At 72.1% G+C, this 12,476-nt stretch carries 9 protein-coding genes and 3 pseudogenes; 8 read left to right on the top strand and 4 right to left on the bottom strand.

Translation table 11 applies throughout. The features are described from left to right. The 7 genes from ACFFNX_RS27420 to ACFFNX_RS27390 all read left to right on the top strand — a co-directional run. A partial coding sequence (locus tag ACFFNX_RS27420) for an IclR family transcriptional regulator domain-containing protein (protein WP_378208297.1) occupies positions 1-725 on the top strand: 725 nt, incomplete at its 5' end. Between the two features lie 178 nt (positions 726-903). Continuing rightward, positions 904-1,653, top strand: coding sequence for an amino acid ABC transporter permease (locus tag ACFFNX_RS27415; RefSeq protein WP_378208293.1), 750 nt, complete (start codon positions 904-906; stop codon positions 1,651-1,653). Between the two features lie 2 nt (positions 1,654-1,655). After that, the gene (locus tag ACFFNX_RS27410; protein WP_378208290.1) at positions 1,656-2,540 is read left to right on the top strand and encodes an ATP-binding cassette domain-containing protein; all 885 of its coding nucleotides are present in this window, start codon (positions 1,656-1,658) and stop codon (positions 2,538-2,540) included. A 25-nt stretch (positions 2,541-2,565) separates the two neighbouring features. Beyond that, on the top strand, positions 2,566-3,387 hold the full coding sequence (locus ACFFNX_RS27405) for a substrate-binding periplasmic protein (RefSeq protein ID WP_378208287.1): 822 nt from the start codon (positions 2,566-2,568) through the stop codon (positions 3,385-3,387). An 18-nt stretch (positions 3,388-3,405) separates the two neighbouring features. Further along, the gene (locus ACFFNX_RS27400; RefSeq protein ID WP_378208284.1) at positions 3,406-5,292 is read left to right on the top strand and encodes a CocE/NonD family hydrolase; all 1,887 of its coding nucleotides are present in this window, start codon (positions 3,406-3,408) and stop codon (positions 5,290-5,292) included. A gap of 26 nt (positions 5,293-5,318) precedes the next feature. Then, the gene (locus tag ACFFNX_RS27395) at positions 5,319-6,401 is read left to right on the top strand and encodes an ArsR/SmtB family transcription factor (RefSeq protein WP_378208281.1); all 1,083 of its coding nucleotides are present in this window, start codon (positions 5,319-5,321) and stop codon (positions 6,399-6,401) included. Between the two features lie 99 nt (positions 6,402-6,500). Next, the gene (locus tag ACFFNX_RS27390) at positions 6,501-8,306 is read left to right on the top strand and encodes a sensor histidine kinase (RefSeq protein WP_378208278.1); all 1,806 of its coding nucleotides are present in this window, start codon (positions 6,501-6,503) and stop codon (positions 8,304-8,306) included. A gap of 76 nt (positions 8,307-8,382) precedes the next feature. On the opposite strand, the pseudogene ACFFNX_RS27385 reads toward ACFFNX_RS27390, so the two are convergent. The 4 genes and pseudogenes from ACFFNX_RS27385 to ACFFNX_RS27370 form a co-directional block, all read right to left on the bottom strand. Then, positions 8,383-8,700: pseudogene (locus ACFFNX_RS27385) on the bottom strand (integrase core domain-containing protein); the annotation flags it as partial. A 96-nt stretch (positions 8,701-8,796) separates the two neighbouring features. Next, positions 8,797-9,006, bottom strand: a pseudogene (locus tag ACFFNX_RS27380) (enolase C-terminal domain-like protein); the annotation flags it as partial. Between the two features lie 83 nt (positions 9,007-9,089). Further along, on the bottom strand, positions 9,090-10,334 hold the full coding sequence (locus ACFFNX_RS27375; protein ID WP_378208303.1) for a (Fe-S)-binding protein: 1,245 nt from the start codon (positions 10,332-10,334) through the stop codon (positions 9,090-9,092). Between the two features lie 255 nt (positions 10,335-10,589). Beyond that, positions 10,590-12,068 (bottom strand): annotated as a pseudogene (locus ACFFNX_RS27370) (FAD-binding oxidoreductase); the annotation flags it as partial. Positions 12,069-12,157: 89 nt separating this feature from the next. Here ACFFNX_RS27370 and ACFFNX_RS27365 point away from each other — a divergent pair. Next, on the top strand, positions 12,158-12,476 hold a 319-nt coding region (locus ACFFNX_RS27365; RefSeq protein WP_378208300.1), incomplete at its 3' end, for a thiamine pyrophosphate-binding protein.

Raw genomic sequence — 12,476 nt, 5'->3', positions numbered from 1 at the left:
GGTCGCGGGCCGCGCTGCCGCTCACCGCCGTCGCCGAGGCCGCCGCCCTGGCCCGCGCCACGGCACGGCGCTCCCTGATCACGTTGGCGCACCTCGGCTACGTGGTCGCCGAGGACGGCCTGTTCCGGCTGACGCCGCGCGTGTTGGACCTGGGCTTCGCCCGCCTGTCGGCGCTGACGCTGCCGGAGATCGCCCAGCCTCACCTCGCCTCCCTGGTCGCGAGGGTGCACGACTCGGCGTCCATGGCCGTTCTGGTGGGCGATGACATCCAGTACGTGGCCCGCGTTCCCACCGTCCGGATCATGAGCGTCGACATCACGCTGGGGACGAGGTTTCCCGCGCACGCGACGTCGATGGGACGTGTCCTGCTCGCCGGTCTGCCGTCACGTGAGCGCGGGGAGCGCCTGCGGCGGGCGGACCTGCGGCCGCTGACCCCCCGTACCGTCACCTCGGCCGCGCGGCTCGACGCGATTCTCGACCAGGCCGACCGCGACGGTCACGCCCTGGTGGAGGAGGAGCTGGAGGAGGGCCTGCGGTCCATCGCCGTCCCGGTCCGCGACCGCGACGGCCGGGTGGTCGCCGCCATCAACGTCTCGATGCACGCCGGCCGGCTCACAGCCGGGCAGGCCCGTGAGTCCCTCCTCCCGCCCCTCCGCGACACGGCGGCGCGCATCGAGCGGGACCTGCACGTGGCCGGGCGCCACCTCAAGATCCGTACCTCCTGAGAGAGATCCGGCGCGGCCGTACCGGGAGAGACGCGCGCTGTCCGGCGCCCGCCGCGGCGTTCGTAGGATCAATTACCACTTAGGCGCAATCGTCCCGGTCAGCGGCTTGGGCCGCCCCTATGCTGCGGAGCGCTTACGGCACCCGGGGTGAACGGCAAGACATGAGATCGGAGCGGCCGTGCACGACTTCTTCCATACGTTCTTCGACTGGTCGGAGATCGCCGGTGCGCTGCCGTCACTCCTCGGCGAGGGGCTGCGGAACACTCTCCTGATCGCGGTGCTGGCGATCGTCTTCGGCCTGGTCTGCGGCATGCTGCTGGCGGTTCTGCTGCTGTCGCGCCGGCGGCTGGTCCGGCTCCCGGCCCGGATCTACGTGGACGTGTTCCGCGGGCTGCCCGCGATCGTGACGGTGAGCCTGATCGGCCTTGGACTGCCGGCGGCGGGCATCCGGCCGTTCGGGCGCGGCCCGCTCGGGTACGCGGTGGTCGCCGTCGGCCTGATCTCCGCGGCGTACTGCGCGGAGATCTTCCGCGCGGGCATCCAGGCGGTGCCCGCCGGGCAGATGCAGGCGGGCCGCAGCCTCGGGATGTCCTACCTGAAGACGATGCGGCTCGTCATCGTGCCGCAGGGCGTCCGCAACGTGCTGCCCGCGCTGACCGGCCAGTTCATCGTGGACGTCAAGGAGAGCTCCCTGGTCTACCTGCTGGGCCTCGGCGTCGGTCAGCGCGAGCTGTACTTCATCGCGCAGGAGCGCCAGGCCGCCAGCTACAACGCGTCCTCGCTGGTCGCCGCGGGCCTCTGCTACCTCGTCATCACCATTCCGCTGACGTACTTCGTCAACTGGCTCGACCGCCGGATGCGGGAGGGCCGACCCGCACCGGCGGGCGCGGACGAGCCACGTCCCGAACCCGCACTCGCGGAAGGATGAGCATGACGCCTGTTTCCCCCGACGAGCGTAACCCGACCAACCAGCCCCGACCGACCTCCCGGCCCACCCCGACCAACCAGCCCCGACCGACCTCCCGGCCCACCCCGACCAACCAGCCCGCCTCCCCGCCCACTCCGGCCGACCTCCCGGTCGGTGCGGGCTCGGCGATCAGTGTGCGGGGCCTGCGCAAGTCCTACGGCCGCGACGAGGTGCTGCGCGGCGTCACGTTCGACGTGGCGCCCAGTGAGGTGCTGTGCGTGCTCGGTCCCTCGGGGTCGGGCAAGTCGACCATGCTCAAGTGCCTCAACCTGCTGGAGGCCCCCACCGCGGGCAGCGTCACGGTCGGCGGTGTGACCCTCACCGACCCCGGCGTGGACATCGACGCCGCGCGGACCCGGATCGGCATGGTGTTCCAGCACTTCAACCTCTTCGGCCACCTCACCGCGCTGGACAACGTCACCCTCGCGCTCCGGCACGTCAAGGGGATCTCCAAGGCCGAGGCGAAGGAGATCGCGTACGCCCAGCTCGGACGGCTCGGCCTCGGCGACGTGGCCCGTCACCGGCCCGCGAACCTGTCCGGCGGGCAGCAGCAGCGGGTGGCGATCGCGCGGAGCCTGGCGATGCGTCCCGAGGTGATGCTGTTCGACGAGGCGACCTCCGCACTCGACCCCGAGCTGGTCAAAGAGGTGCTGGCGGTAATGCGCGAGCTGGCCGGATCCGGCATGACCATGGTCGTGGTCACCCACGAGATCGGCTTCGCCCGGGAGGCCGCCGACCGTGTGATCTTCATGGACGAGGGGCTGATCGCCGAGGACGGCGAGGCCCGCGCGCTCCTCGACGACCCTCCGGGCGCCCGCTTCCGCGAGTTCCTCGCACAGGTCCTTTGAGTCCCCCACCTCCGAAGGAAGAACAATGATCAGAACCCGGGTCCTCGCGGTCGGCGTGGCCGCCGCCCTGTCCCTCACCGCCTGCGGCGGCGGATCCTCCAAGGACGACCCGTACGGCCTGGAGACCGCGGGCACCATCGAGGCGGCCGTCTCCACCGACCAGCCCCCGTTCGCCAGCGCGTCCAAGGGCGGCGCCCCGCAGGGGTTCATCGTCGACATCACGGACGAGGTCGCCCGGCGGCTCAAGCTCAAGGTGAGCTACAAGGCCAGCACGGTCCCCGCCGCGCTGCAGGGCCTGACCTCGGGACAGTACGACCTCGCCGCCAGCGGGCTCGGCGTCACGGCCGAACGCCAGAGGCAGGTCTCCTTCACCAAGGCCCTGTACTGGAGCACCACCGCCGTCGTCACGCGGACGGACGAGAGCGCCTCCCAGGTCACGGCCTTCGGCGGCAAGAAGGTCGGCGTCGTGACCGGCACCGTGCAGGAGACGTTCATCGAGCAGCGGATGACCGGCGCCAAGGAGATCAAGTTCTCCAACCAGAACGCCGCCGTCTCGCAGCTGCTGTCGGGCAACCTCGACGCGTTCGTGGTCGGCGGCCCGGACGCCGAGGCCTACCTCAAGCAGTACAAGAAGTTGAAGATCGCGATCTCCGCCCCGGTCGACCACCCGACCTCGATGGCGGTGCAGAAGAAGAACACCAGGCTGCTCCAGGCGATCGACGCGCAGGTCGGCGCGATGGTCGGCGACGGCACGTTCCTGCGGATCTACAAGAAGTGGTTCACCGAGGCGCCGGCGGACGGCCTCGTCTCCGCGTGGCCCGCGCTGAAGAGCCAGCTGGGGAGCTGAGCCGAGGACATGACATCGGTGAACACGGAGCCGGCGGCGGATCGGATCCCGCTGCCGGACGGGGGCTCGGTGTGGCGGCGGGTCGTACGGACCCCGGCGCGCGACGGCGTCGAACTGGTGGCGGATCTCTACACCACCGGTTCACGGCCGGAACGGCGCCCGGTGCTCCTGGAGCGCACGCCGTACGGGCGGCGGGCCCGTCGCGAGTCGGACGGTCTCGGCCGCGACGGCCGGCCGATCATGCCGGACGAGTCCGCCGCCTACTTCGCCCGGCAGGGGTTCAACGTCGTACGGCAGGACTGCCGGGGGCGCGGGGACTCCGGTGGCACGTTCGTGAAGTACCTCGGCGAGGCCGCGGACGGCTACGACACCGTGGAGTGGATCGCCGCGCAGGACTGGTGCGACGGCCGGGTCGCCACCGCCGGCGTCTCCTATTCCGCGCACGCGCAGACCGCGCTCGCGGCGCTGTCCCCGGCCCACCTCGCGGCGATGTTCGTCGACTCCGGCGGGTTCGCCAGCGCGTACGAGGCGGGGATCCGCATGGGCGGCGCCTTCGAGCTCAAGCAGGCCACGTGGGCGTACCGGCACGCGCTGGGCAGCCTCACCGCCCAGCGCGACCCGGTCGTGGCCGCCGCCCTGCGGTCACAGGACCTGCGCGCCTGGTTCCACGCCATGCCCTGGCGGCGCGGCGCGTCGCCGCTCCGGGCGACGCCGGAGTACGAGGACTACCTGCTGCACCAGTGGGAACGCGGCGCGTTCGACGAGTTCTGGCAGCAGCTGGGGCTGTTCGGCCGTGGTTACTACGACCGGTTCCCGGACGTGCCGAGCCTGCACATGGTGAGCTGGTACGACCCGTACGTCCGGACGGCCGTGGAGAACTTCCAGCGGCTCGGCGCGGTCAAGTCCAGTCCCGCGTACCTCGTCATCGGGCCGTGGACCCACGGCGCGCGCAGCGTCCGCCACTCCGGGGACGTCGACTTCGGCCCCGAGGCGACGCTCGACGGCAACCTCGCCGCCGACTACCTGGACTTCCGTGGCCGCTGGTTCGCCCGGCACCTCGGCGTACGGCCGGATGACACCGAGGCTCCGGAGGAGGACCCGCCCGTCCGGTACTTCGTGATGGGCGGTGGCGGCGGGCGGCGGACCGCCGAAGGGCGCCTCGACCACGGGGGGCGCTGGCGTACGGCCGGAGACTGGCCGCCGCCCGAGTCCACGCCGCTCCGGCTGTACCTGCGGCAGCGGGGGGACCTGAGCACCGAGCCGCCGGCCGAGGGCGCCGACGACCGGCTGGAGTACGACTTCGACCCCGCGCACCCGGTACCGACGATCGGCGGGCAGATCACCTCGGGTGAGCCCGTCATGGTGGGCGGGGCGTTCGACCAGACGCCGACGGAGGAGACCTTCGGCTGCGAGCCGCCGTACCTCCCGTTGGCGAGCCGCCCGGACGTGCTGGTCTTCCAGAGCGAGCCCCTCGAACGGGACGTCGTGCTGGCGGGTCCGGTGGAGGTGCGGCTGTCGGTGTCGTCGAGCGCGCCCGACACCGACTTCACGGTCCGGCTGATCGACGTGCACCCGCCGAACGACGACTATCCCAACGGCTACGCGATGAACCTCACCGACGGGATCCTGCGCTGCCGTTACCGCGACTCCTACACGGAGCCGTCGCCGATGCGGCCGGGCGAGGTGTACGCGATCACCGTGCCGGCTCCGGACACCGCCAACCTCTTCGCGGCGGGGCACCGGATCCGGCTGGACGTCTCCTCCAGCAACTTCCCGCGCTTCGACGTCAACCCGGGAACGGGCGGGTCGGAGGCCACGGAGCGGCGGCGCGTGGTGGCGGTCAACACCGTCCACCTCTCCCCCGAGCACCCCTCGTGGCTGCGGGTGCACGTCCTGCCGGAGTGATCGGGGCCGCGCCCTAATATGCAGGCGTGGTGGTAACGCTCGACGTCGATGAGGCTCTGCCCGTGCACTTCACGGCCGGAGCCTCACCGATGTCCGAGCTGCTGGCCTGCCTGCACGCGCTGGCCGAGCCCGAGCACCACCCGGAGTCGAGGGCGTGGCTGGCGTCGGTGCGCGAGCGCATCCCCGACTCCCTCGTCCAGCGGCTGAACCAGTACGCCCCGCTGTGGGCGCGGTACCGCTGCCGGCTGCTGTTCCCGCTGCGCGGGCCGCTGGACCGCGATCTGCCCGCCGAGCTGCACACCCTGGCAGCCTATGCCCAGCCGATGTTCGTCTCGCTCGCGGCGAGCGGCATCCGTGGAACGTCCTTCGAGGGGATCGACGACCTGCACGACGCCGCCCGGCAGCGGGCGTTCATCAAGGCCAGCGAGCGCCGGTCCTTCTCGCGCGGCGAGCTCGCCCGTGCCCTGATCGATGACCCCGAGGCGTTCCGCGCCGGGCTGGTCGAGACGCTCGAACGCTGTGCGGACACCTTCTTCGAGGCCGAGTGGCGGCGCGTCGGCCCGCATCTGAAGGACACGGCGGCACGGGTGCGCGGCCAGCTGCGCCGGGACCCGCCGGCCACCGTCCTGGCCTCGGTCACGCCGACCGCGAGCGTCACCGAGCGGCCGGCGCGCGTCCGCTACGACAAGCTGCAGTCGGCGTTCGGAAAGGTCAGCGACCACGGGTGCTTCCTCGTCCCCACCCTGCACGGCTGGCCGCACCTCATTCTCAAGCTGGACCCCGGCCTGCCGTTCGTCGTGCACTTCGTGGGCGGCGACTGGGAGCAGCGACCGGCGGTCCCGCAGTCCCTGATCCGCGACCGGCTCGCCGCCATCGCCGAGCCCGGCCGCTTCGAGATGTGCCGTCACCTGCTCGGCGAGCCGATCACGACGTCCGAGCTGGCGGTCCGAATGGGCATCTCCGAGCCTCAGGTATCCCGGCATCTCAAGCGCCTGCGCCAGGTCGGCCTGGTCACCTCCCGCCGCGAGGGCCGGATGATCTACCATCGCCTGCACGCCCAGCTGCTTCTGGGGCTCGGGTCCGACGTACTGACGACGATCATGCGCTGAGCCCGGGGGAACGATCGCCCCACACGCACAAGACGGCGATTTCCACCGCTCTCCGCCCTGCTGGACGAGCGAATCGCCGGGCGGCGAGTACATTGAGTTATGCCCTCGGGCCTGGCCTCGTTCGTGGGCCGCTGGAACCGCCGCCCTCCCCTGCTGCTGGGGATCGTGGTCGCGATCCTGTGCGTCGTCCTTGAAACGCTTCTCGCCCGGCTTCTCACGCAGATCACGCCCGCGCGGTCGCTGGGCGTCGTATATCTGCTGGGCATCGTCGCGGTGGCGGCCGTCTGGGGCCTGTGGCTCGGGATGGCGACCGCGGTCATCAGCACCCTGGCCCTGGACTACTTCCTCACCCCTCCGCAGGGGAGCCTGACCCTGGGCAAGGCCGAGGACTGGACCGTGCTCGCGGTCTTCTTCGGGGTCACGCTGCTGGCCGGTTCGATCTCCCGGCTGGCCCGGTCGCTGGCCGTCGAGATCGACGCTCGCGGGGAGGCGGACCTGGCCGCCGACATGGCGCGTGCTCTCCTGCAGACGCCGGACCTCAAGGCCGCGGAACCGGCTGCCGCCCGGCTCCTCTCCCAGGCGCTCGGGCTTCCGTACGCGGCGATCAAGCGCGGTGCCGTCTCCGGCGATGGACGGCTCGTGGCGTTCCCGCTGCACGACCGCGGCGTCCCGGCGGCCTCGCTCCTCGTCCCCGCCGGCCTGCCGAGGTCGACGGTGCGGCGTCTCCGGGAGCGGGTGGTGCCGTCCCTGGAGATCACGCTGCAGGCGGCGCGGGAACGTGAGCGGGCCGCGGCCCAGCAGGTCGCGCTGCGGCGCCTGGCGACGCTCGTCGCCCAGGAGGCCCCGCCGGAGCAGGTCTTCGGCGCGGTCGCCCGCGAGGTGGGACAGCTCCTGGAGGCTCCCCATGCCGCGGTGATCCGGTACGAGCCCGGTGGGACGGCGTCCAATGTCGGAATCTGGGACCGGGACTCGGCCGCCGCGACGCCGCCGAGGGGCCGCTGGCCGCTGGAGCCCGGCAGTGCCGCGGAACTGGTGGCGCGGACGGGTGAGGCGGGACGGGTGGAACCCGTGAGCGTCCCGGTGCTCGCCGGCGAGTTCGCCACCTCGCTACGGGAGAGGGGGGCCACGTCCGCCGTCGGCTGCCCCGTCACGGTCGGCGGGCGCCTGTGGGGCGCGGTGATCGTCGTCTCGGCGCCCGAGCCGCTGCCCGAGGACGCCGAAAGCCGCATGCGCGACTTCATCGACCTGCTGGTCACCGCCATCGTGAACGCCGAGAGCCACGCGGCGCTGGAGGCCTCACGGGCCCGGGTGCTCGCCGCGGCCGACGCGACCCGGCGGCTGATCGAACGTGATCTTCACGAGGGGGTCCAGCAACATCTGGTCGCGCTCCTGCTCGAACTGCGCTCCACGACGGCCACGCCGCCGACCCGCCCGGACGAGGTGAACGGAGTGCTGCGCCGCACGGTGCGCACCTTGGACGAGGCGCTGGAGGACCTGCGGGGACTCGCCCGGGGGCTCCATCCGGCACTGCTGTCCAGACAGGGGCTCGGGCCGGCGATCAAGGCGCTCGCGCGCTGCTCCCCGGTCCCGGTCGAGCTCAACATCCGCGTCGGCCGGGTCGCCGAGCGGAGCGAGGTGACCGCCTACCACGTCGTGTCGGAGGCGTTGACGAACGTGGCCAAGCACGCCGACGCGTCCGTCGTCCGCGTCGACCTGACGGTCCAGGGCGCCACCATCCGGCTGTCGATCCGCGACGACGGCGTGGGAGGAGCCGACGTCACCGGCGGGTCGGGTCTCCTCGGCATCAGGGACCGCGTCGAGGCCATCGGCGGCAGATTCGAGATCAGCAGCCCGGCCCACGCCGGGACGTCGTTGTTCGCCGAGATACCCATCACGGGCGACTGACGCCGGCGGGGCCGTCCAGCATGGGCGGCGCATCTGGGAGGCGGTCTCGTAACCGACTCGGATCGCCGTCGTCGGGCTAGGTGTGCTGCCCAGGGGCGTTGGTCAAGCGGGTGATGGGTGGTTGGCCGCCGGTTGTGGTGTGGGGTCGGTGGTGATTGTAGAAGTGGAGCCAGGCGGGGAGGGCTTTGCGGCGGGCTTGTTCTGAGCGGTAGAAGCGGCCCGGGGCCCGGCCGTCGGGGAGGGTGTGGTGGAAGCGTTCGGCTTTACCGTTGGTTTGCGGCCGGTAGGGCCGGGTCTTTTTCGGGACGATGCCTGGCTCGGCGCAGGCCTGGTGCCGGGCCTGGGATCGGTAGGCCGCGCCGTTGTCGCTCAGGACGCGTTCGGTGGTGAAGCCGCCGGAGCCGTACACGGACACCTCCTCGTGGACGGCGCCGAGCAGGCGGTGCAGCGGCAGGCCGAGGCGGCGCGCCTTCAGGTCCCACAGGGCGCAGTCGACGGCCGAGATCGCCATGGCGCACATGCCGGGGCGCCCGGCGTTGCGGACCGCGCGGCACATGCCCTCATGCGCGGCGGGCGGGTTCAGCACGCCGCTCTCGGCGACCTCGGGGGCGAGCAGCCCGGTGATCACCTGTGCGATGCCCGCGGGCCCGTACGTCCAGCCGATGCCGGTGAGGCCCTCGGCGCTCGCCTCGGCCAGCACGAGGGTGGTCGAGTTCCACTCCAGCGTGCCGTCCGCCTCGGGGACATTCGCCGGGATCGTGTAGGCCGACGCGGCGAGCTCGGTCACGAGACCTCGGTCGGCGCCGTGACCGCGGCGCCGCGTTCGCCGGCCTCCTCCGGGCACAGCAGCTCCGCGAGCAGTTCGGCGAGGTGCCGGGGCCTCGCCCGGGTGCCGGCCTCGATCTGGGTGCGGCAGGAGAAGCCGTCGGCGAGCACGGTGGTGCCGGGGTCGGCGTCACGCACCGCCGGCCACAGCCCCAGCTCGGCGGCGCCGACGGAGACCTCGTAGTGGCCGCGCTCGAACCCGAAATTGCCGGCCAGACCGCAGCAGCCCGCGTCCAGCACCTCCGCCTGGACGCCGGCGCGTTCGAGCACCTCAGTATCGGCGTCGAACCCCCAGATGGCGTGCTGGTGGCAGTGCGTCTGGGCGATGGCGGTACGACCCGTGCCCGGCGGGGGCGCGGTGATCGCCTGCGGCGCCCGGTCCAGGAGGAACTCGGCCAGGGAACGGGTCTGCCCGGCGAGCCGCTCGACGTCCGGGTCGCCGGACAGCAGCTGCGGGGCGTCCGCACGGAACACCGCGCCGCAGCTGGGTTCGAGTGCGATCACCGGCACTCCGGCGCGCAGGCGGGGCGCCAGGGCGTCGACGGTGCGGCGCAGCACCCGCCCGGCGGTGGCGAGCTGCCCGGTGGAGATCCAGGTGAGCCCGCAGCACAGCGGGACGGGCGGCATCTCGACCCGGAACCCGGCCGCCTCCAGGACACGGACGGCGGCCCGGCCGATCGCGGGATGGAAGTTGCTGGTGAAGGAGTCGGGCCACAGGACGACCGGCGGCCCGTCCGTCTGCGCGCCTCCGCGTCGTTTGAACCAGTCGGTCAGGCGTTCGCCGGCGAACCGGGGAAGCTCCCGGTGGCGGTCGACGCCGCCCGCGCGCTTGACCACCCGGTCGATCCCCGGCGCGTGCGTCAGGGCGTTGACCGCTCCCGGCGCGGCGGCGGCCAGCCGCGCCCACAGCGGGAGCCAGCCCATCGAGTAGTGCGACGGCGGACGAGGCCGCCACCGGTAGTGGTGGGCCAGGAACTCGGCCTTGTAGGTCGCCATGTCGACGTTGACCGGGCAGTCGCTGCGGCATCCCTTGCAGGCCAGGCACAGGTCGAGGGCCTCGTGCACGTCCTTGGACCGCCAGCCGCCGGTGACGACGGCGTCCTCGCCGCCGCCGGGCGTGCCGCGCATCATCTCCATCAGCAGCCGGGCGCGGCCCCGCGTGGCGTGCTTCTCCTCCCGGGTGACCCGGTAGCTCGGGCACATCACGCCGCCGGAGGAGGAGCGGCACCGGCCGATGCCCACGCACCGCGCCGCCGCGTGCGTGAACCGGCCGTGGTCCTCGGGATAGTGGAAGTAGGTGCGCGGCTCGACGGGGTGGTAGCCGAGGTGGTCCAGGTTCTCATCCAGCCGGAACACCCCCGGCGTGCCCGCCGGGTGTTCGGCCTCCCGGGGTGAGGCGACCTTTCCGGGGTTCATCCGGTCGCCCGGATCGAAGATCTTCTTGTACCGGCCGAACAGCCGGATGATCTCCTCGCCGAACATGATCGGCAGCAGCTCGGCGCGGGACTGGCCGTCGCCGTGCTCGCCGGACAGCGACCCTCCCTAGGAGGCGACCAGGCGCGCGGCGCGCTCGACGAACCGGCGGTACGTCTCGGCCCCGCCCGGATCTTCGAGGTCGAAGGCGATCCGCGTGTGCACGCACCCCTGGCCGAAGTGCCCGTACAGCGACGCCGACCCGTAACCGAACTCCTCCAGCAGAGCGCGGAAGTCGCGCAGGTAGTCGCCCAGCCGGCCGGGGCGCACCGCCGCGTCCTCCCAGCCCTCATGCGTGTCCGGGCCGCCGGGAGGGTACGCGGTCGCGCCCAGACCGGCCTCGCGGACCTTCCACAGCCGTTCCTCCTCATCCGGGTCGTCCAGAAAGGACACCCCCGGGCCGTGTTCGGAACGGTGAATGTCGGACAGCAGCCGGTCGGCGCGCTCGTCGGCCTCCTCCCGCGTGTCGCCGCCGAACCGGACCATCAGCCACCCCGCCCCTTCGGGCAGGTCCTCCAGCGCGCCCTCCTTCGCCACGTGCTCGACGCGGGCCAGGTCGATGAGCGTTGCGTCGATCCCCTCCAGGGCCAGCGGCTCGTGCCGGGCGACGGTCGGTACGGCGTCGCCGGCGGCGGCGATGTCGTCGTAACCGAGGACGACGAGGGACTGGTACGGCGGTACCGGGACCAGCCTGATCTCCGCCTGCAGGACGGTCACCAGCGTGGACTCGCTGCCGACGAGGGCGCGGGCGAGGTCGAAGCCGTTCTCGGGCAACAGCGCGTCGAGATTGTAGCCCGAGACCCGGCGCGGGATGTCCGGGTAGCGCGTACGGATCAGCGCGAGGTTCTCGTCCGCCAGTTCGTGCAGCGCCCGGTAGATCTCCGCTCGCCGCCCTCCCCCGGCGAGGATCCGCTCGTACTCCTCCCTGCTGGTCGGCCCGACCCACATCCGGGCGCCGTCGTAGGTGAGCACCTCCATGCGGATCACCGAGTCGGCCATCTTCCCGTGCGCCTGGGCCGAGGCACCGCAGGAGTTGTTGCCGATCATCCCGCCGATCGTGCACGTGTCATGCGTCGACGGTTTCGGGCCCACCATCAGCGTGAACGTGGAGAGTTCGGCGTTGAGGTCGTCCAGGCAGGCGCCCGGTTCGACGACCGCCCGCCGCCGCTCGGGGTCCGCCGACACCAGGCGACGGCAGTACTTGGACCAGTCGATCACCACTCCGGTGTTGCAGCACTGCCCCGCCAGGCTCGTGCCCCCGCCCCGCGAGAAGACCGGCACGTCGTGCTCACGGCACACCGCGACGGCCTCCACGACCGCCTCGATGTTCCGGGGCACCACCACGCCGATCGGCACCTGCCGGTAGTTGGAGGCGTCATGGGCGTAGTCGGCGCGAGACCCGGCGTCGAACCGCACCTCACCGTCGACGCGTGCCGCAAGATCGCGGAGAAGGGTCTCGGACATATGACATCGGTTACCCGTGCGCCAGGTTTCAATCGCGCTGCCCGGGAAGCGGACTCTCCAGAGCGTCCGCCACCTCGGAAGGATCTGTCATGGCGCCCACTGTCGGCGATTACCTGCTCGAACGCCTGCGCGAGTGGGACGTGGAGCACATCTTCGGCTATCCGGGCGACGGGATCAACGGGATCGTCGCCGCGCTGGGCCGGGCCGATGACCGGCCGCGGTTCGTCCAGGCCCGCCACGAGGAGATGGCCGCCTTCGCGGCGACCGGTTACGCCAAGTTCAGCGGGAAGCCCGGGGTCTGTCTCGCGACGAGCGGTCCCGGTGCGATTCACCTGCTCAACGGCCTGTACGACGCCAAGCTCGATCATGTCCCGGTGGTGGCGATCGTCGGGCAGACCGCCCGCAGCG

The organism is Actinoallomurus acaciae (genome assembly GCF_042429965.1).
GTDB classification, from domain to species: Bacteria; Actinomycetota; Actinomycetes; order Streptosporangiales; family Streptosporangiaceae; genus Actinoallomurus; species Actinoallomurus acaciae.
The sequence above is the reverse complement of the archived record's forward strand: the minus strand, read 5'-3'. Positions and strand labels throughout refer to the sequence as shown.